This is a genomic window from Fusobacteria bacterium ZRK30 (genome assembly GCA_024628785.1).
Taxonomy (GTDB): domain Bacteria; phylum Fusobacteriota; class Fusobacteriia; order Fusobacteriales; family Fusobacteriaceae; genus Psychrilyobacter.
Genome location: CP102405.1, coordinates 2129532 through 2149687 on the forward strand (window position 1 = coordinate 2129532; position 20156 = coordinate 2149687).

At 33.7% G+C, this 20156-nt stretch carries 18 protein-coding genes, 2 pseudogenes and 1 riboswitch; of the genes and pseudogenes, 2 read left to right on the top strand and 18 right to left on the bottom strand.

Annotation, left to right across the window (positions count from 1 at the left end; genetic code table 11):
* Nucleotides 1-13: 13 nt before the first annotated feature.
* The 6 genes and pseudogenes from NRK67_15355 to NRK67_15380 form a co-directional block, all read right to left on the bottom strand.
* A pseudogene (locus NRK67_15355) lies at nt 14-295 on the bottom strand (M23 family metallopeptidase).
* A gap of 150 nt (nt 296-445) precedes the next feature.
* Nucleotides 446-910 (bottom strand): annotated as a pseudogene (locus tag NRK67_15360) (LysM peptidoglycan-binding domain-containing protein).
* Between the two features lie 44 nt (nt 911-954).
* The gene (gene rho, locus NRK67_15365) at nt 955-2205 is read right to left on the bottom strand and encodes a transcription termination factor Rho (protein ID UUV19954.1); all 1251 of its coding nucleotides are present in this window, start codon (nt 2203-2205) and stop codon (nt 955-957) included.
* Entirely contained in the window at nt 2205-3215 is a 1011-nt protein-coding gene (locus tag NRK67_15370; GenBank protein UUV18649.1) for a hypothetical protein, read from the bottom strand. Before NRK67_15370 ends, rho begins: the two co-directional genes overlap by 1 nt.
* Before the next feature lie 15 nt (nt 3216-3230).
* Entirely contained in the window at nt 3231-4559 is a 1329-nt protein-coding gene (gene miaB / locus NRK67_15375; protein UUV18650.1) for a tRNA (N6-isopentenyl adenosine(37)-C2)-methylthiotransferase MiaB, read from the bottom strand.
* Between the two features lie 109 nt (nt 4560-4668).
* Nucleotides 4669-5322: an N-glycosylase/DNA lyase gene (locus NRK67_15380; protein UUV18651.1), complete on the bottom strand. Its 654-nt coding sequence runs from the start codon at nt 5320-5322 to the stop codon at nt 4669-4671.
* A 232-nt stretch (nt 5323-5554) separates the two neighbouring features.
* Here NRK67_15380 and eam point away from each other — a divergent pair, with 232 nt between their 5' ends.
* Nucleotides 5555-6811: a glutamate 2,3-aminomutase gene (gene eam, locus NRK67_15385; protein UUV19955.1), complete on the top strand. Its 1257-nt coding sequence runs from the start codon at nt 5555-5557 to the stop codon at nt 6809-6811.
* Nucleotides 6812-6906: 95 nt separating this feature from the next.
* Nucleotides 6907-7004, top strand: a riboswitch (purine riboswitch).
* Nucleotides 7005-7064: 60 nt separating this feature from the next.
* Entirely contained in the window at nt 7065-7640 is a 576-nt protein-coding gene (locus tag NRK67_15390; GenBank protein ID UUV18652.1) for a xanthine phosphoribosyltransferase, read from the top strand.
* Nucleotides 7641-7685: 45 nt separating this feature from the next.
* Here NRK67_15390 and NRK67_15395 read toward each other — a convergent pair whose 3' ends face one another.
* From NRK67_15395 to trpC, 12 genes are all read right to left on the bottom strand, one after another.
* Nucleotides 7686-8921 carry an aminotransferase class I/II-fold pyridoxal phosphate-dependent enzyme gene (locus NRK67_15395; protein ID UUV18653.1) on the bottom strand — a complete coding sequence of 412 codons (1236 nt, stop codon included), beginning with the start codon at nt 8919-8921 and terminating at the stop codon, nt 7686-7688.
* Nucleotides 8922-8935: 14 nt separating this feature from the next.
* Nucleotides 8936-9751, bottom strand: coding sequence for a shikimate dehydrogenase (aroE, locus tag NRK67_15400; protein UUV18654.1), 816 nt, complete (start codon nt 9749-9751; stop codon nt 8936-8938).
* Complete coding sequence (locus NRK67_15405) at nt 9741-10811, bottom strand: chorismate mutase (protein ID UUV18655.1); 1071 nt, start codon at nt 10809-10811, stop codon at nt 9741-9743. The genes aroE and NRK67_15405 overlap by 11 nt, the downstream gene beginning before the upstream one ends.
* Nucleotides 10812-10821: 10 nt before the next feature.
* A complete protein-coding gene (gene aroC / locus NRK67_15410) occupies nt 10822-11901 on the bottom strand; it encodes a chorismate synthase (GenBank protein UUV18656.1) in 1080 nt (359 codons plus the stop codon).
* 161 nt (nt 11902-12062) lie between these two features.
* Complete coding sequence (aroA, locus tag NRK67_15415) at nt 12063-13337, bottom strand: 3-phosphoshikimate 1-carboxyvinyltransferase (protein ID UUV18657.1); 1275 nt, start codon at nt 13335-13337, stop codon at nt 12063-12065.
* A gap of 96 nt (nt 13338-13433) precedes the next feature.
* Entirely contained in the window at nt 13434-14498 is a 1065-nt protein-coding gene (aroB, locus tag NRK67_15420; protein ID UUV18658.1) for a 3-dehydroquinate synthase, read from the bottom strand.
* Between the two features lie 2 nt (nt 14499-14500).
* Nucleotides 14501-15346, bottom strand: a complete 846-nt coding sequence (locus NRK67_15425) for a prephenate dehydrogenase (GenBank protein ID UUV18659.1) — start codon at nt 15344-15346, stop codon at nt 14501-14503.
* Nucleotides 15347-15443: 97 nt separating this feature from the next.
* On the bottom strand, nt 15444-16457 hold the full coding sequence (gene aroF / locus NRK67_15430) for a 3-deoxy-7-phosphoheptulonate synthase (GenBank protein UUV18660.1): 1014 nt from the start codon (nt 16455-16457) through the stop codon (nt 15444-15446).
* A 322-nt stretch (nt 16458-16779) separates the two neighbouring features.
* The gene (gene trpA, locus NRK67_15435; GenBank protein ID UUV18661.1) at nt 16780-17571 is read right to left on the bottom strand and encodes a tryptophan synthase subunit alpha; all 792 of its coding nucleotides are present in this window, start codon (nt 17569-17571) and stop codon (nt 16780-16782) included.
* A gap of 4 nt (nt 17572-17575) precedes the next feature.
* Nucleotides 17576-18745 carry a tryptophan synthase subunit beta gene (trpB, locus tag NRK67_15440; GenBank protein ID UUV18662.1) on the bottom strand — a complete coding sequence of 390 codons (1170 nt, stop codon included), beginning with the start codon at nt 18743-18745 and terminating at the stop codon, nt 17576-17578.
* Nucleotides 18738-19367, bottom strand: coding sequence for a phosphoribosylanthranilate isomerase (locus NRK67_15445; GenBank protein UUV18663.1), 630 nt, complete (start codon nt 19365-19367; stop codon nt 18738-18740). Before NRK67_15445 ends, trpB begins: the two co-directional genes overlap by 8 nt.
* Nucleotides 19364-20143, bottom strand: a complete 780-nt coding sequence (trpC, locus tag NRK67_15450; protein UUV18664.1) for an indole-3-glycerol phosphate synthase TrpC — start codon at nt 20141-20143, stop codon at nt 19364-19366. The genes NRK67_15445 and trpC overlap by 4 nt, the downstream gene beginning before the upstream one ends.
* Nucleotides 20144-20156: the final 13 nt, after the last annotated feature.

The window sequence follows — 20156 nt, forward strand, 5'->3', positions numbered from 1 at the left end:
ATTATTTAAAATATTTCATTGGATTTACAGGAGTCCCGTATTTCCTTATCTCATAGTGAAGATGTGGACCTGTTACCCGTCCTGTTTTTCCACTTTCTGCAATAAGCTGACCTCTATTTACCCTCTGACCTTTTTTTACTTTTATCTTATTTAGATGTGCATATCTAGTTTCATAACCTTTCGAGTGTTTAACAATAACTATCTTACCATATCCACTCATCCATCCTGCATATGTAACTGTTCCATTTTCTGAAGCTTTTACATCTACATAGTGAGCTCTTAAATCCACTCCCATATGACCTATCCATCTTTTTAACACAGGATGGAATCTTCTACCATAAGGACTTGTAACACCTTTCCATGCTGTTGGCCAGTATACATCGAAACCTTTCTTGGTTCTTGTAATTCTAGCTAGATCCACCTTGGGATTATTTATTATTAACATTTGATTCAGACGAACTGTATTCGACGTTAAATTATTGGTAGTTTTTAATTCATTTACAGTTTTCCCAAACTTTGAGGCTATTTTCGAAAGGGAGTCTCCCTTAGCTACCTTATAAGTTATAGTATTTCCTCTGGTAATTTTAAGTTTCTCTCCAATTTTTAAATACTTTCCCATATTAGGGTTGTTGTATTTTAAGACAGTCTGTGACTGCCCGAATTTATTGGCAATTCCACCTAATGTATCTCCGGATTTCACCTTATAATACGTTATTTCTGCCCTTTTTTTTGATTCTTCCTGTGTTTTTTCACTTACAACAGTATACTGCTTTTCATATACTTTAAAGTCCGAACTGAGTAATTGATAACCACCGTTATCTGCCTCTGATTCAGTGTAATAATCTGTAAAATCGCTTAAATTAACAACTTCTTTTTCTAATTTTTTGATAGTATTGTATGCTAAAAACATATTAAATACCAATAAAATTACGAGAAGCTTCTTCATTTTTTTATTCAATTTTTCGCTTCTCCTTTCGAATAATAGTTTAACAAATCTTCGTTAGTTTTTGTTTTCCTTATAGTATCAATTAATTGTTTAGAACCCTCAGCTGAACTGAGTTTACTAAGATATCTACGAATTTTCCAGATTGTTGAGAGTTTATCACTTTCAATCAATAACTCCTCTTTTCTTGTTCCCGACCTCTTTATATCGATAGCTGGATATATTCTTAATTCAGCTAAAGTTCTGTCTAGATGGATATCCATATTTCCAGTACCTTTAAACTCCTCAAAAATAACATCATCCATCCGACTTCCAGTATCTACCAAGGCTGTAGCTAAGATGGTCAAACTTCCACCACCACGAATGTTTCTTGCTGATCCAAAAAATTTCTTTGGATAATATAGAGCTGTTGGATCTATTCCACCAGATATAAGCTTACCACTAGATGGTATCACAATATTATAGGCTCTTGCAAGTCTTGTTATTGAATCCATCAATATTACAATATCCTTCCCATCTTCTAATATTCTTTTGGCTTTATCTAAAACCATCTCAGTTACCTTAATATGGTTTTTAGGATCTTCATCAAAGGTAGATGAAAAAACTTTAGCGCCACAAACTGTTTCCTTTATATCTGTTACTTCTTCAGGTCTTTCATCTATGAGTAATATCCATACTTCTAAACCCTTATTGTTCTTTATTATACTGTTAGCAATATTACTTATTAACATGGTTTTACCGGCTTTAGGAGGCGCTACAATAAGACCTCTCTGTCCTTTTCCTAAAGGTGCAATCAGATCGATAACTCTTCCTGAGACATCTCCCTGTCCTCCTAAGATGATCTTTTCATCTGGATATGCAGGAGTTAGCTCATCAAATGGTACACGATTTTCTGCTTTTTCTAAGTTATCTCCATTTATTAGAAGTATCTTTCTCATAGCATAGTTTTTTTCTGTTCCCACCGGTACCCTGGCTTCACCTAAAACTATATCACCATTTCTAACTTTAAATTTTCTTATCTGTGTAGAAGATATATATACATCCTTTTGCACGTTGGTTTCACGAAGAAAACCATACCCATCAGCAAATACTTCGATCTTACCCCAAGCTATGGTATGACCTTCACTTGACCTTATATATTCTCCTATCTTTTCAATCAATTCCAACTTTTTATAATCATAAGATTTATCTATATTTAATTTTTTAGCTATCTCCCTTAATTCCGAAAGGAGTAATCCGCTTAAATCTACCAAATTCATCATCACCTTCTTATATATAGTATATACATTGCTACAAAATAAACTAATCCAATAATATATGTATCATATCTTCTTTTTTTCTTTTCAAACATAACACCCATCATAAATACTAAAAGTATCAAGATAGAAAATATAGCCGTCATCTTGTGGAATCCACCCAATGATTGATATATATTGTTATCTCTTAAAAATAGGTCTGTAATAAATATAATCATTATATTAAATATATTACTTCCCAATAAATTTCCAGCAGCCATATCATATGACTTCAATTTAATCGCTTCAATACTTACAGTTAATTCTGGTAAAGATGTTGCTAGAGCTATTAATATAAGTCCCACAAAAGATTCTCCCAGCTCAATTCCAAAGAATGGTGTACTGGCAATTTTATCTCCTATAAAACTGAGTCCTGTTCCTAAAATAACCACTAAAAATGCATTTATCATAAATCCTTTTTTTGCCTGGGGAAGTGTGATCCCACTTTCTTCTATCTCATGAAATTCCTTTACCTCTTCCTCTAACTTTTCACTAAATTCATCATTTTGCTGATGTTCATAGATATAGATAGATTTCATAGCTATAAAATAAACTCCTAAGATCATAAGTGAAAATAAACTGATATTCCTTATTCCCTCTGTTGGAAATAAAAATCCCAATAAAAATATCAATGTTAAAATTATACTCCAGAAACCAGCCATAAAGTTTTTACTGCTTACCTTAGATGAAAAAGAAGTAGACTTTAAGACGAATATGTCAACTATAAATACTACGAATATATTAAATAAATTACTCCCGAATATATTTGATACTGCCATCTGGGGGTTTCCTAAAAGGGTAGCACTGATACTTGTAACCATCTCTGGCAGGGAAGTTACTGCAGCTAACATAACTATTCCTATCCAAGATTTTTCTATCCCCATCAAGTCTCCTATGGTATCTCCATATAAACTTAATTTTTTTCCAACCACTATTATAAATCCTGCTAATATTGCAAAGATTAATATATACAACATCCTCTCACCTCTAGTTTATACTAATTCTCCATATAAAGTCCATGTTTTTGCTGTTACAATTTTAACATCCACAAAGGTTCCTTTTAAAGAACTATCCCCTTCAAAGATAACTACTTTATTTGCACTTATCCTTCCGGTCATCTTTTTCTCATTTCTATGACTGGTACCTTCTACTAAAACTTTTACAGTTTTACCTACATAACTCAAACTGCATTCCTTTGCATTCTCATTTTGGACGTCCATCAATCTTTGTAACCTTGATTTTTTTACTTCCTCTGAAATTTGACCTTCCATAGTTGCTGCCGGAGTTCCCTCTCTTATAGAATACATAAACATATAGGCATTTTCATACTTAACCTGTTTAATTAAATCCATAGTATCTAAGAAATCTTCCTCTGTCTCTCCAGGAAATCCTACTATAATATCTGTAGTAAGAGATATATCCGGCAATGCAGTCTTTATTCTGTCTACTAAGGTTAAATAATCTTCCTTGGTATACTTTCTATTCATAGCTTTCAACATATTAGTCGATCCTGACTGTACTGGCAGATGCATATTTCTAGCTATTTTTTCTGGATGTCTAGCAGCTACTTCCAGTACATCCATAGTCAGATCCTTTGGATGAGGTGACACATATCTAACCCAGTATTCTCCCTCTATTTTACAAATTTCATCCAACAATTTAGCAAAATTTATTTCATGACTGTTCTCAAAATCTTTTCCATAGGAATTTACATTTTGTCCTAATAATAAGATATCTTTATATCCTTTTTCCACATATTTTCTCACATCGTTCACTATGTCTTCCATAGGAACCGATCTTTCACGACCCCTTACATATGGAACTATACAGTATGTACAAAAATTATTACAACCATAGTTTATAGCTACAGAAGCTGAAATCCCATCTCCAAAATTAGCATCTATCCTAGGAGGCAATTCATCTTCTTTGTCAGTTAATACTGCATGTACTACCTCTCCCTTTAGTATTTTTTCCATAATCTCCGGTAATTTTGCTATATTTTGATTCCCGATAACTATATCTACATGAGGTGCTCTTTCTAATATATGTTCCTTTTCCTCTTGAGCTACACAGCCTGTTACTCCTATTATCATCTTAGTCTTTCTAGCATTTTTTATAGTCTTTAAATTCCCTAACTTTCCCTCTATTCTTCCTGCTGCTCCACCCCTTACAGTACATGTATTTAAAAATACAGCATCTGAATTATGAATGTCATCAGTCATCTCATATCCATTTCCTTCTAATAACTTTTTCATCTTAGCTGTCTCATTTACATTCATCTGGCAGCCATATGTTATAATTGTAGCTTTTTTCTTTGTCATTTTTCTTCCTCCATCTAACGTTTCTTACATACAATTCAAGCATTTTATATTGTATCACAATACTTTAGTTTACTCAATTACACAGAGGCTTTAAAATTAATTTTTTTCATCATTTAAATACTTCTCCAGCTTCTAAATACCACAACAACAGATCAAAATGATCCATAGGTATCTCGGTCTCCCTGCAATATTTTTCGATTTTCTTCTCTATCTCTAAATATTTTTTAGGAGTTATAGTTTTAGGGATTTCATCTATCACTCCTAACCTCATTATATTTTTTAATATATGCCTGTCTAAGATAGCTATCTCATCACCAAATCCTATGTTTCTGAGAAAATGACTGGCTTCCTTATACCCTATCCCTTTGATATTTTTTACCAACCAAATTCTTTTTTCAAATACATCGCCGATCTTGTCGACCAGTGTCTTGGTAACTATCCTTCCCTCCTCATCTTTCATAAATTCACGGAGGATAACCAGATTTTTTGCTTTGGTGTTTTTAAACCTTACTACATTTAGATACGGTATCAAATCATCCTCTATCCCAGTCCAAAACACTCCGGCATTTAACATCCCATCTATTGCTTTTTCTGCACCCCTGGCCTTAGACTGAGGTGTCAGAATACAGAAAGCAAGCTCTTTATAAACATCTTCATTGTTTCCGTTAAACCAAATCGATTTATACCCGTCTATCCTGGCTTCAATTAGAGGCTTTATCCTTTTATATACTTCCCTTATCTCCATTAAATATTCATTGTTCATCTAGAATTCCTCCTATTAATCGCTATTAAATCAAAATTTTCTATATTAATTTTCTTCTTTTTCTTAGTTTTTCCTTTTTTTTATCTTCAAAACTATTAATCTTATCAATGAAATTATATAAAATATCAATAAATAAATATATTTACCATTTATTTCATTTATTAAAATTTGACACACTATGACTATATGCGTATAATGTAATGTACATAATATAAAATTTTAGGAGGCTGATATTTTGACTGGTAGAGAAATTTCCCTAGATAGGGCTAAAGAACTTAAAGGTACTATAAACGATTATTTAATAGCAAGAGAGGATATACCAACTGGTATGACTAAAGATGTAAGGAAACAATTTGAAATTTCAAAAGCGATCCTTTTAAAGCATTTTGGTGCTACTGAAAAGGACTGGAATGATTTTAAATGGCAACTTTCAAATAGAATTACTGACGTTAAAACTTTAAATCTGATCTTAGACTTGACTGAAGAAGAAAAAAAAGAAATTCAAAGTGTAGGAGATAAGTATAGATGGGCAATTTCACCATACTATGCTTGTTTATTAGATCCAAAGGATAAATATGATCCTATTAGATTACTTAGTATTCCTGCATCTATTGAATTAGACAACAACTCTGGAGATGCTGATCCTATGGGAGAGGAACATACTAATCCTGCTGGAACTATCACTAGAAGATACCCAGACAGACTTATTATAAACACAACTAATGAATGTGCAATGTATTGCAGACATTGTCAAAGAAGAAGAAATATCGGTGAGAGCGACAATGCTACCCACGATAAAGATCTTTTGGCATCGATTGAATATATTAGAAGCAACTCTGAAGTTAGAGATGTTTTACTTACTGGAGGAGATGTTTTAGCGCTATCTGATTCTAGGCTAGAGTGGATCTTAGCTGAGCTTAGAACTATCCCTCATGTAGAAATTATTAGATTAGGTAGTAGAACACCTGTTACTATGCCCCAAAGGATAACAGATGATCTAGTTAATATGATAAAAAAATATCATCCTATCTACTTAAATACACATTTCAACCATCCAAAGGAGATCACTCCTGAAGCTAAGGCTGCATGTGAAAAATTAGCAAACAACGGAGTTCCTTTAGGAAACCAGGCTGTTCTGTTAAACGGTATAAATAACGATAAATTTGTAATGAGACTTATGAATCAAGAATTATTAAAGATCAGATGCAGACCTTATTATATCTTCCATGCAAAGCATGTTCAAGGAACTGAACATTTCAATACATCTATCGATGATGGATTAGAGATCATGGAATATCTGAGAGGATTCACTTCTGGAATGGCTATTCCAACTTATATTGTTAATGCACCAAAGGGACAAGGTAAAACACCTTTAATGCCTCAATATATGTTATCTCGTGGAACTGATTATGTTATGATCAGAACTTGGGAAGGTAAAGTAATCAAGTATGAAAACCATCCTACAAAAAATATCAAAGAGATCTATTAATTAGAACTCCTATTAGCAGCTGGCCTAGGTCAGCTGCTTTTTTATTATGCCTGTTTGGATGCAACGTCACATTGCTTTTTTTAGAATCTTATGGTAATATAGATAAAATCAATTCTCATATATTTTCTTAATAAGGAAGAAAGTTTCTACTAGCTGCCGTAAATAGCTAACTATGAGTGTAATTTTAAGATCAATATTTTCTTAATAATTTCACTCAATATGAGGTGTTTAAAACATTTTTGGAGGTTTAATTATGAAAATATTACACGATACTATATTAAAAGACGGATTAGCATTATCAGACTCAATCTTAAAGGTTGATTCATTTGTTAATCATCAAATAGATCCTAAACTCATGAACCAGGTCGGGAAAGAGTTCGTTAAAAGGTTTGAAGGAAAAAAAATAGATAAGGTCTTAACTATCGAAGCTTCTGGAATAGCTCCTGCTATGATCACCGCTTTAGAACTAGGTGTCCCTATGGTATTTGCCAAAAAGCATAAACCCATTACTATGGACAAATTTTACTCTACCACTGTATACTCATTTACAAAGGAAACTAATTACAACTTAACTGTTTCTAAAGAGTTTATAACTGAGGGAGAAAATATTCTCCTCATCGATGATTTTTTATCAGCAGGAAATGCTATCCTAGGTCTTAGAGACATTGTAAATCAAGGTAAAGCAAATGTTGTAGGAGTAGGTATAGTTATTGAAAAAGGATTTAAAGAGGGAAGAAAAAATCTTCTAAAAGAGGGATTCCACCTAGAATCATTAGCTATTGTTGAAAAGATGGAAAAAGGAAAGATTACATTAAACGAAATTAAATAATAATAAAGTTCTCTGTACTGGTATCAGTATAGAGAACTTCTTTTTTTAACCTATAATATTTTTAATTTTTTTAGCTAAGCCATCTAATTTTTTACTGGGACTTCCACATATTGCAATCCTTATCCCATGGGCTACCTGGATTGGATATATATTTTCCTGATTCAGCTTTTCCAGACTTTCTTTGATTTTTTCATCTTTTATCTTTAGCGTAATAAAAAAACCTTCCTTATATGGATAAACTTCTAAACCTACTTCACGAGCTTCCTCTAAAAATATCTTAGATCTTTTTTCTAATAATTTAACATAACTATTTCTTTCCTCTGTTAAGTTACCTCTTAAGATTTCATCCCTTTGAATAGTTGAAAATAATTTCATTCCACCCTTAGGAATATTTGACCATATCCCCCGGCACGTAAATTCGTTGGCTCTCATATAGTCGTCTACATTTTTCTTTTCATTTGAAATAAAAACGCTTCCTCCTACACGAAGACCATATTTAGTAAGTGTTTTAGAACAGCTAAAGGAGAATACAACCAAATTTTTAGAAGATAAATCTGTAAAACACTCCATATATTTACGGCTTTCCTTATATCCTTTCACAGCATAGTCTATATAGGCAATATCATTTAAAAGTATATAGTTTCCATCTTTAGATAGATCATTCATAACTTTTACAACACTCTCCCATTCAGATCTACTCATAGAGTAACCTGTAGGATTATGACATGGGTCATTTATTATAGCCAAAACTTTCCCCTGTGATTTCATTATCTCAGATGATTTCTCTCTAAAACTTTCAATATTAAATTCATCTTTTTCATTGAATAATTCATAGGTTTCTATTTTTAAATCATGTTCCTTTGCCATTATCTTATAGGGACCCCAACCGATATTTGGAATAAGCAGCGTTTCTCCCGGGTCCAATATATTTTTCAACGTAGAACTCACAGATCCGGATCCACCAGGAGTAGCTATAGCTCCTACACTGAATTTCTCCTCATGTCCACCTAATACCCATGACTTTACCTCTCTCAGATAATCATTGTTTCCAATAAATGACTCTGCATAGGGTGCTATGTCCATCTTATCTAAATTTTTATATACTTCACTTACAGAATCAAAAATGGTAAATTTGCCATCTTCATCACAAAGAGCCCCTATTGTTACATCTATTACATTATCTTCTCCATACTTAACTTTAGCATCACTGGCTTTTTTTACCATTGTAAATACAGTATCTACAATATTTTTATCTTTTGACCTTTTGGCTAATATTCCCATCTTCTCCCCCTTTTTTATTTCTTATAGATCATTTCCTTTATCTTTTCATAGATTTCTTGTGTATCGTCTTCAGATATATCTCTTTCCTGCCATATTTCCTCTGCTTTTACAGCCTGTCCTACCAGCATCAGCAGACCATTTTCTCCTACTTCAAACCCCTCCAGGAACTTAGTCTTCTGAGGGTTATAGATAAGGTCTATCCCAGCACAATATTCTTTTTTCTCCTCTTCATCCAATATACTACACTCTATATTGGGATACATCCCACAGGGTGTGCAATTAACTATTAAATTCTTATCAGATATAGATTGTAGTTCATTGTAAGAGATAATATTTAAATTTTGAAAACTTTTAAAATTTATCCTGGCTTTTTCTTTATCTCTGGTAACTAAATAATTCTCTCCACCTAGATCTTCCAGACATTTAATCACCGCTCTGGCTGAACCCCCGGCACCACAGATAAAGTTTTTTTTATTTTTTATTTCTAATTTTAATTTAGTTATTATCATCCTGAACCCATAGTAATCTGTATTATACCCGATTAACTTCCCATCCTTAGAGATCACAGTATTAACTGCTCCTATCTGTTTAGCTTCTTCGGAAACTTCATCTAGATATTCTATAATATCTGTTTTATAAGGGATAGTTATATTAATTCCCGACAACTCTTCACCTCTTAATTTTTTTACCACTTCTGAGATATTATTACGAGGTACCTCTAATAATGAATATTTTCCATCTACCTCAATTTTTTCAAAGATCATATTATGGATTACAGGAGAGTAACTATGTCCTAATTTCTCTCCAATTAAAGCATATTTATTTTTCATAACTGCCAATCACCTCAAAATATTTACTTTTTTTCTCTATCTTTTCTATGGCAGGTTTCAAAGTCTCATAGTTCCCTTCTAATTCCACAAAAAAGATATATTCCCAGGGAGAATCTTTAAGAGGTCTTGATTTTATGCTCAGCATATTGATCCCGTATTTATTGAATTTTCCTAAAACACTGGAAAGATCCCCTGATTTATTATAAGTGGAAAATGCTGCCATGACCCTATTATGATCTTTATTTACAATCAATTTATTTCCAATAACCATAAATTTAGTTGTATTATCTTCATGGGTATTTATGTTTTTTGCCAGTATATCCAAATTATAGATCGCGGCCGTCTCAGCACTCCCTATAGCCCCTTTAGTTATATCCTTCATTTCACTTACATATTTTGCACTTATAGCTGTATTATAATATGGTATTTCCTTATAACCCCTTCCCTTTAAAAAAGTCTGGGATTGCTTAAATCCCTGAACATGGGAATATATCTCCACAATATCGCTTAACTTTGCCCCCTTTACTCCCAATAAATTGTGATCTATTTTTAACTCTATAATATCTATTATGTAGGCATTATATTTTTTCATAAGATCAAAGTTATCGGTGATATCCCCTGTATATGAGTTTTCAATAGGGAGTACTCCTACCTCTATCTCCTTATTTTTTAATGCTGTAAATACATCTTCAAAATTTTGATAGGAGTTTAGGAGTTCATCTTTATATTTAGTTTTTAATGCTAAATAACTAAATGATCCCGGTATCCCCTGGTATCCAACTACCTTATCTAGTCCTAGGATAGATTTTTGAAAATTTCTGGATATCTTCATATTACTTTCTAAAAATTCAACATAATATTTTTTTAGTTTCTCATCTGTAACTCTCTTGGAATTTTCCTCGATTACTACTTTTTCCCTGGCTGTATCCAGTACTTCCATCCCTGTACTCTGCTTATATCTTGCAATTCCTTCTACAACTTTCATTCTTTTTACAAATAATTCTGCCATCTCTTGATCGATTTTATCTATCTCATCTCTCCATTGATCTAATTTTTTCATCTTCACCATCCTAAGATACCACCAAAAAATCTAAGATTCCTATGGCTGTCATTGCTTCTACTACCACTAAAGCCCTTGGAACTATACAGGGGTCATGTCTTCCTATAATCTTAAATTCTGTTTCCTCATTGGTCTTCATATTTATAGTTTCCTGAGCCTTTGATATAGAGGGAGTTGGTTTTATAGCAACTTTAAAGTTTATAGGCATTCCATTGGTAATCCCACCTAAAACTCCTCCATTATTATTAGTTTTAGTTTTTACTTTATCACCGTCTATATAGATATTGTCATTGGCTTCGCTTCCAAATAGTTCGGTTATTCCAAATCCAGCACCAAATTCTACACCTTTTACAGCAGGGATAGAATACATCAGCCCAGCTAACTGACTCTCAATGGAGTTAAAAAATGGATTTCCTACTCCAGGTTTCATCCCTATAATAGAGCATTCTATCACTCCTCCTAAAGAGTCACACTTACTTTTTGCCTGGAGTATTTTTTCCCGGCTGAGGCTTTCTAAGTTTTCATCTAAAAATGGAAGCTGCTTCTCAGCTAATTTTTTAAAAACTTCTGTATTTAGATCACTTTCACAGAAATCCCTGTCTTGAAGATCTTTTATACTCTTTATATGAGTTCCTATATAAATTTCTTTATCCTTCAATATTTGCTTTGCCACTGCCCCTGCAAACACAATGGGAGCCGTCAACCGTCCTGAAAAATGACCTCCTCCACGGTAATCATTGTATCCATCATATCTTTTATAACCGGTATAGTCAGCATGAGCCGGTCTGGCTATATCCTTTATCTTGCTGTAATCCCTCGATTGCTGGTCTCTATTTCTTATTAATATACTAAGAGGTGCTCCTGTAGTGTAACCATTAAAATATCCGCTTAAAATCTCAAAAGTATCCGCTTCTTTTCTGGCAGTTGTAAGTTCATTTTTACCTGTGGCTCGTCTTTGCATCTCTGCCTTTATTGCATCCAGGTCTAACTCTACCCCTGCCGGCAGCCCATCAATAGTAATCCCTATCCCTACACCGTGAGATTCTCCAAACAATGATAATTTTATATTTTTTCCCCAAGTTGAACCCATTTTCATCCACCTTTCCTTTTATGGTTTTCTCCCATTTAAGATTAGAAAAAAGATTGCTAAAGCAACCTTTCTTCTATCTGTTCAGTTAATTTTTTTAATCTCTATTGTATAGATAAAAAAATCCCATTAACCTCTTTGATCTATATTAGAGTTTTTTATTTTTATTCCTCTATTATTTGTATCTTCCCGTTTAATTTTTCAAAATCTTTCCAAAAATCCGGGTATGATTTTTTTACTGAGTCTGCTCCTGTGAGGATAATAGGCTCATCACACCTGCTGCTGGCTACTGCTAGTGCCATGGCAACCCTATGATCGTTCCAGGCATCTACTTCTACTCCACCTTTTAAGTTTTTTACTCCCTCTATAACCATTCCATTTTCAGTTTCTACTATCTTAGCTCCTAGTTTATTAAGTTCTGTTGTCATAGAAGTTATCCTGTCAGATTCTTTTATTCTCAATCTTCCAGCATTAATTATCCTGGTAGTTCCCTCACTTAGGCTTGCTAAAACTGTTACTATGGGTCCTAAATCCGGGCATTGACTCAAGTCAATTATCGATCCTATCGATTGTTTTCCCGCTATACTAATTCTATCTTCATCTATTATTAGATCGCCACCCATATCTTTCAATATCTTTATTATTTCCCTGTCACCTTGCAATGAATTAGGATTCATCCCAAGACAATTGATACCATCATTTAAAAATCCAGCTACCAGCCAAAAAGCTACCTGGGAAAAATCTCCCTCGACCCTATAATCATGTGCCCTGTAACCTTGGTTTCCAGGAACAACAAATCTTTCATAATTTTCATTGATTATTTTAACGCCGAATTTGTCTAAAATATCTAAAGTCAGATCTATATATCCTTTAGACTCTAGATTAGTAGTTATAATTATTTCAGAATCCCCATCTAATTTTGGTAATGTGTAGAGTAGTCCTGTTATAAATTGCGAACTTATATCTCCCCTTACCTCAAATTTTCCTGATTTTAATTTCCCATCAATAGTTAATGGAAGCTCTTCTACACCTCGACTATATTTTATTTTCTGTTTATCAAAAATTTCATGAAATACATTGAGTGGTCTGGTAGTTAGTCTTCCTTCTCCTACAAATGTTACTTCCCCATCTGCCAATAGAGATATAGGTATCATAAATCTAATTGTAGACCCTGATTCTCCGCAATTTATAACCCTATTAACCCTCTTTAGATTTTTAGATCCTGTAATAATTTCATAATCTTCAAATACTTCTATATTTACACCTAGATCTTTCATAGCCTGAGTTGTTACCCTTATATCATTTGAAAAATTAAGATTTGTTATTACGCTTTTCCCCTCTGCTAATGAACCTGCAATTATAGCTCTATGTGCTAGACTTTTAGATGGTGGTATCACCACATCTCCCTTTAATTCATTTGGAATTATTCTAACCTTCATTTCTACCCTCCTACCCTGCAAAATTACTATTTATAAAAGCAACGTGACGCTGCATCCAGACAAGCACAATTTAGTTTTTTTACAACCCTTTATTTTTTATTTAAATAATTTATTGGCTATCTCTTCCTCTGCGACCTTCTTTACCTCTACCTTACCTATTTCAGATAAAAATATAAAATTTAATATCCCTGATATATTTTTTTTATCACTTTTCATAATTTCTATGAGGTCTCCTAAATTAACTTTATCCTCTATAGGAAGTTCATATTTTTTCAAAATTTCCTTCATTTTTTCTGATTCACCTTTTTTAGTTATCCCTAATTTTTCCCCCAATATAGTAATCTCATACATCCCTATAGAGATTGCCTCTCCGTGGGTATATTTTGTATAATCATAATATTTTTCAATAGCATGACCCAGAGTATGACCAAAGTTTAATATCATACGTAGTCCAAGATCTAACTCATCTATCTCTACAATTTGAGCTTTTATCTCACAACACCTTTTGATAATTTTTTCTATATCTCCCATAGAACTCTTTAGATCTTTTTTCTCTAATAGATAATTAAAAAATTTATTGTCATAGATGGCTCCGTATTTTATTACCTCAGCCATTCCGCTCCTTACTTCCCTTTCATCTAATGTTTTTAGGAGTTCCGGATCGATTATTACCATCTTAGGCTGATAAAAACTCCCGACTAAATTTTTACCTCTGGTTGTATCTACAGCAACTTTTCCTCCTACACTACTGTCTACCTGAGCTAATAGTGTCGTTGGTATTTGGATAAAATCCATCCCTCTATATATTGTAGATGCTGCAAATCCTGCTAAATCTCCTACAACTCCACCACCAAAAGCTATAAGCAGATCTCCTCTTTTTATTCCTGAATCAATCATTTTTTCATATACCTCAGTGAGGGTATCAAAATTTTTATTTTCTTCCCCTGCATCAAAGACTACCTTTACAGGTGTATAACCTGAATTTTCTAAGTTTTTTAATATTTTATCTCCGTAGAGGCTGTCTACATTTGTATCGGTTACTACAACTATTTTTTTCTTTTTATAGATTTTTGATATATATTTTCCTACCTCTTCAAATATTCCCCTCTCTATAAAAATATCATAGGATTTCTCATCTAAATTTATGTGTAATTTTTCCATCTTTAAGATATCTCCTTTCTCCTAACGGTAGATTTCCTGAACTCTTCTTTGAGAGATTCACTGTCTCCTTCCTTTAAAGAATTCTTTATTATATCTAAACTCTCCTCAAATTTCTCAATTTTTTTTATGAGATTATCCTTGTTTCCCATAAACAATTTATCCCATAGTTCTCCATTTATCATGGCTATACGGGTAAGATCCCGATATGAATCGCCTATAAATACATTAGTATCAAAGTTTTTTTCATCTGAATTAACCAAAGCAACTGCTATGGCATGGGTTAATTGACTGGTAAAAGATATTATTTCATCATGTTTTCTAGGAGTTATCCGAGAAACCCTCTTAAACCCCATCTTATATGCCAATTTTTCTATGAGATCTAAATTTTTATTATTATTCAGAGGATGGGGAGTTATTATAAAGTTAGCTCCATTAAATATTTTTTCACTGGAGTTCCATACCCCTTTTACTTCCCTTCCTGCCATAGGATGAGCTCCTATAAAATCTATATTTGATGGAAGATTTCCTATTATTCTATCTATCATATCCCCCTTCACTCCTACTGCATCTGTAATAACTGCATTAGGTTTAAAGTTATCAATATTTTTTTCTATAAACTCTTCTACTAGATCGGGATAGAGACAAATTACTACCATGTCACTTTCAGATAGAGGGATTTTAGAATCCATAAATCCCCTATCTATTATCCCTTCAGACTCTGCATAGGAGAGAGCTTTCTCATCCAGGTCTATCCCATAGATGGTGTCAAATTCATCTCTCAATGTTTTAGCATAACACCCGCCTATAAGCCCTAGCCCCACTATACTTAATGTTTTTTTCTGCTGCATAACATCCCCCTTTTTTCAAATTCTTCTCATACTTCTGCTTCCCCCTCTCAGATATTTAAAATCTATAAATTAAAGGGAAGGTTAAAGGGGAAAGTAATTACATTTTTTTCCCAACTACCTCTAGTATTTTACTTACATCCTTTACTAAATCTTCAAATTGCTCTGGTCTAAGTGATTGTGCCCCGTCACATAGAGCATTTTCAGGATCATTGTGTACCTCTACCATCAATCCATCTGCTCCTACTGCTGCTGCTGCCATAGCCAATTTTTTTACCATCCATCTTTTTCCTGTAGCATGACTTGGATCTACAATTACCGGCAGATGGCTCAATTTTTTTACCGCTAATACTGCACTTAGATCCAATGTATTTCTTGTGTATTTTTCATATGTTCTAATCCCTCTTTCACATAGGATTACTTTTTCATTTCCTCCTGCCATTATATATTCAGCAGACATCAACCATTCTTCGATGGTAGCCGATAACCCTCTTTTTAATAAAATAGGTTTATCTATCTTCCCTAGTGCTTTTAACAAGTCAAAGTTTTGCATATTTCTAGCTCCTACTTGAATTATATCTACTTCTTCAGCAAATTTTTCCACCAAGTCTACCGACATAATTTCAGTTACTATTGGCATCCCAGTTTCTTTTCTTGCTTCTTTTAATAACTCTAATCCCTCTAATTCCATTCCTTGGAAAGCATATGGAGAAGTTCTCGGCTTGTATGCGCCTCCACGTAAAATTTGAGCTCCTGATTTTTTTACTGATTTTGCTACTTCTAAAATTTGATCCCTTGATTCCACCGAACAAGGTCCAGACATAATGGTAAAGTTTCCCCTGCCTATTTTTATCCCGTTTACATCTATTATTGTACATTCTTCTTGCATCTTTCTATTAGCTTTCTTAAATGGTTCTTGTATTCTCGTCACCTTGTCTACTCCTTCTAATGCTTCCATATCTCTTATACTTAGTTTTGATGTATCTCCTATTATTCCTAGAATTCCATATTCCTTTCCTGATATCCCCTTTATCTCCATTCCAAGGTTTTCAAATACTTCTACAATGTGGTTCACTTGATCATCTGTGGCACCTTTTTTTAGTTTAATTATCATCATTTTCCTCCTAATGTATCTAAGTTTTAGTTATTCTATAAAATAAAAAAACCTGTTCCAAATAGAACAGGCTTACAATTTTCCTAATAAAAAGACCTATATTTAAAATATAGGTCTACAATTAAAAAATTTATTTTGACAAATTGTCTTAAGTTTAATAAACCTGTTGGTTATGAAATTTGATTGCTTTTCAATTCATACCAATATCTAAAGCCTTTCATCACCATCTGATTTACCTCCCTAAAATTTATTTTATATAATGATACTCCTATTGCTTCTCTTTGTCAAACATTTTTTATTTATTTTTATCATGGCTCTGTATCTATACCCTTCTATCCCTTCCACTGCCTTTTAATTCCTTGACTTTCCCCTCTATTACTTTTGGATCCCCATTAGTTTCATGAGCTAATTTTACAATAGCTGATCCGACTATGGCTCCATCTGCTATCCTGTGTATCTTCTCTACATGTTCTCTAGTAGATACCCCAAAACCAACTGCCAAAGGTAAATTTGTCTCTGTCCTCACTTCTTCCAGAAAACTTTTTAAATCTACATCAAATTTATCCCTTACTCCTGTTACACCAAAAGATGATATGCAGTAGACAAATCCGCTTCCTCCCTGATTAATTATATCCCCCAGTCTCTCCCTGGAGTTAGGAGCGACTAATGGTATTAAATCTACCCCGCTAACTTCCATTAATTCTCTGACTTCTTCCCTTTCCTCTAGGGGAAGATCGGGTATTATGAGTCCGTCTACCCCAGCTTCCTGACATTTTTTTATAAACTTTTCTATACCATGACTCAAAATAGTATTGAAATAGATTAAAAATACCAAGGGGATCTCTGTTTTTCTCCGAGTATTTTTAACAATGTCAAATACTTTAAATAACCTGGTTCCATTCTCTAGAGCTCTTTTACCGGCTGCCTGGATAACAGGCCCGTCAGCTATAGGGTCTGAATATGGTATTCCTAACTCTATTATGTCGGCTCCTCCCCTTTCCATAGCATAGATCAACTCTTCTGTTTTATCTAAGGCAGGATCTCCAGCTGTTATATATGTTATTAATGCTTTTTTTTCTCCTAATTCTTTAAATTTTTTCTCTATCCTGTTCATATTTTTATTCCCCTCCTAAGTATTCAGCCACTGTATGGATATCTTTATCCCCCCGGCCCGATATATTTATTACTAATATTTGATCTTTTTTCATCTTAGGAGCTAATTTCCCTGCATAAGCTATGGCATGGGAACTTTCAAGAGCCGGCATTATCCCCTCCTGTCTGGTTAACAGTTTAAACCCTTCCAAAGCTTCATCATCTGTCACCGATTCATATTTCACCCTTTTTATATCGTGGAGATGGGCATGTTCCGGTCCTACTCCCGGATAATCCAGTCCAGCTGATATAGAATGTGCCGGTGTTATATTTCCATCCTCATCACAGAGCATATAAGTTTTCATCCCATGTATCACTCCTACACTCCCGCAAAATGCTGCTGCATGCTGCCCTGTTCCTATCCCATACCCCGCTGCTTCCACTCCATAGAGTGCCACCTTTTCATCCTTTATAAAATCGTAAAACATCCCCATTGCATTGGAACCTCCCCCTACACAGGCAATTATTGCATCTGGTAACCTACCTTCAGCTTTTATTATCTGTGATTTAGTTTCCTCTCCTATTACCTTTTGAAAATCTCTTACCATAGTTGGATATGGATGGGGTCCAACTACTGATCCAATCACATAAAATGTATCCTCTACCCTCTGAACCCATTTTCTTATAGCTTCATTGGTTGCATCTTTGAGGGTTCCTGTTCCAGATGATACACCTGTCACCTTTGCTCCCAGCAGCTCCATCTTAAAAACATTTATCTTCTGTCTTTCCATATCTTCAACACCCATGAAAACTTCACATTCCATCCCAAACAGTGCTGCTCCTGTAGCTGTTGCTACCCCATGCTGCCCTGCTCCCGTTTCAGCAATCACTTTCTTTTTCCCCATCCTTTTAGCCAGTAAGATCTGCCCCAATACATTATTTATCTTATGAGCCCCAGTGTGATTCAGGTCCTCTCTTTTCAAGTATATCTTTGCTCCCCCTAGTTTTTCACTCATCTTTTCAGCATAAAATAATGGTGTTTCACGCCCTACATATTTCTTCAGATAGTACCTGTATTCTTTCATAAATTCCAAATCATTCTTTGCCTCTTTATAGGCTGACTCTAATTTTTTCAATGGATTCATCAATGTTTCAGCTACATATTGACCACCAAATTTTCCAAATTTTCTATCCATCTTCTCCACCTCTTCTTATTTTTTTTATAATTTCTTTTATTTTTTCCTCATCCTTAAATCCATCTGTTTCTACACCTGAACTTAAATCTATAATATAAGGATCTACCTTTTTTACAGCTTCTAATATATTTTTAGAAGTTATCCCACCGGCCAGAGCAATTTTATATTTTTCATTGATTCCTTCAATCAAATTCCAATTAAAAACCTTCCCATTTCCGCCTCTGACTCCTTTATCATAGGCATCTAAAAGACAAACATCTGTATAGTTTTTATACTCTGAAATCCTATTTTTTATCCCCCTATCCCTTACTGAAAATGCTTTCCAAATTTCATACCGAGATTTGAATTGATCACAATACTCTGCCGTTTCCTCTCCGTGAAATTGAAGTATATCCAAGCCACAATATCTCGCTATTTTTTCTACATTTTCACTTTTTTCATCTACAAATACTCCTACAGTTTTTATCCTTTTATCCAATCGATCTATTAATTCTTTAACCTTCTCTTCAGTTACTTTTCTTCTACTCTCAGCAAAAACAAATCCCACATAATCAGGTAGATTTTTATTCACCATCTCTATATCTTCCACCCTTCGTAACCCACATATTTTTATTTTTGTCATCTTTTTCCCCTTGCTACGCCTTTAAATTCTCCTGCTAATTTTCCTATATCATCACACCTCATAAACACTTCTCCTACCAAAACTCCGTCTATCCCGGCTGTAGTCAACTTTTTTATATCTAGCTCATCTTTTATTCCACTTTCAGATACTATCACCTTATCTTTTGGGATTAATTTTGCCAGCTCTACCGTTGTATTCAGATCCACATTAAATGTTTTTAAATCCCTATTATTTATCCCTATTATCTCTGCCCCTGCAATGATAGCTCTTTCAACCTCCTCCTTTGTATGTACCTCTACCAGGGCATCCATTCCTAATGTTTTAACTACCTGTATAAATTTTTTCAATGTCTTTTCATCTAAAATTGCTGTTATTAAAAGTATTGCTGAAGCTCCTAATATTTTTGCCTCATATATCTGAACTTCGTCTATTATAAAATCTTTCCTCAAGGCTGGAATTCCTACCTTAGCTGCTATTTTCTCTAAATATTCTGGGTTTCCCAAGAAAAAACTTTCCTCTGTCAGTACAGATATTGCTTCTACACATTTTTCATATTCCGCAGCTAGCTCCAATGGATAAAACTTTTCTTTTATCAATCCCTTAGATGGAGATGCTCTTTTCACTTCCCCAATTATAGATAATCCTTCTTTTTTTAGTGCATCTATAAAACTAGGTCTAGATTTTTCCGTCTCGGCTTTTTCCTTTAGTAGTTTTATATCCAAATTTAATTCTTTCAACCTCATCTTCTTTTTTTCTACTATCTTGTCTAAGATCATATCTCACCGTCCT

Coding starts and splice junctions, on each gene's coding strand:
- rho (UUV19954.1), bottom strand. CDS start 2,205: ATGATGAATTTGGTAGATTTAAGCGGATTACTCCTTTCGGAATTAAGG.
- NRK67_15370 (UUV18649.1), bottom strand. CDS start 3,215: ATGTTGTATATATTAATCTTTGCAATATTAGCAGGATTTATAATAGTG.
- miaB (UUV18650.1), bottom strand. CDS start 4,559: ATGACAAAGAAAAAAGCTACAATTATAACATATGGCTGCCAGATGAAT.
- NRK67_15380 (UUV18651.1), bottom strand. CDS start 5,322: ATGAACAATGAATATTTAATGGAGATAAGGGAAGTATATAAAAGGATA.
- NRK67_15390 (UUV18652.1), top strand. CDS start 7,065: ATGAAAATATTACACGATACTATATTAAAAGACGGATTAGCATTATCA.
- NRK67_15395 (UUV18653.1), bottom strand. CDS start 8,921: ATGGGAATATTAGCCAAAAGGTCAAAAGATAAAAATATTGTAGATACT.
- aroE (UUV18654.1), bottom strand. CDS start 9,751: ATGAAAAATAAATATGCTTTAATTGGAGAGAAATTAGGACATAGTTAC.
- NRK67_15405 (UUV18655.1), bottom strand. CDS start 10,811: ATGAAAAAATTAGATCAATGGAGAGATGAGATAGATAAAATCGATCAA.
- aroC (UUV18656.1), bottom strand. CDS start 11,901: ATGGGTTCAACTTGGGGAAAAAATATAAAATTATCATTGTTTGGAGAA.
- aroA (UUV18657.1), bottom strand. CDS start 13,337: ATGAAGGTTAGAATAATTCCAAATGAATTAAAGGGAGATGTGGTGATA.
- aroB (UUV18658.1), bottom strand. CDS start 14,498: ATGGAAAAATTACACATAAATTTAGATGAGAAATCCTATGATATTTTT.
- NRK67_15425 (UUV18659.1), bottom strand. CDS start 15,346: ATGCAGCAGAAAAAAACATTAAGTATAGTGGGGCTAGGGCTTATAGGC.
- aroF (UUV18660.1), bottom strand. CDS start 16,457: ATGATAATTAAACTAAAAAAAGGTGCCACAGATGATCAAGTGAACCAC.
- trpA (UUV18661.1), bottom strand. CDS start 17,571: ATGAACAGGATAGAGAAAAAATTTAAAGAATTAGGAGAAAAAAAAGCA.
- trpB (UUV18662.1), bottom strand. CDS start 18,745: ATGGATAGAAAATTTGGAAAATTTGGTGGTCAATATGTAGCTGAAACA.
- NRK67_15445 (UUV18663.1), bottom strand. CDS start 19,367: ATGACAAAAATAAAAATATGTGGGTTACGAAGGGTGGAAGATATAGAG.
- trpC (UUV18664.1), bottom strand. CDS start 20,143: ATGATCTTAGACAAGATAGTAGAAAAAAAGAAGATGAGGTTGAAAGAA.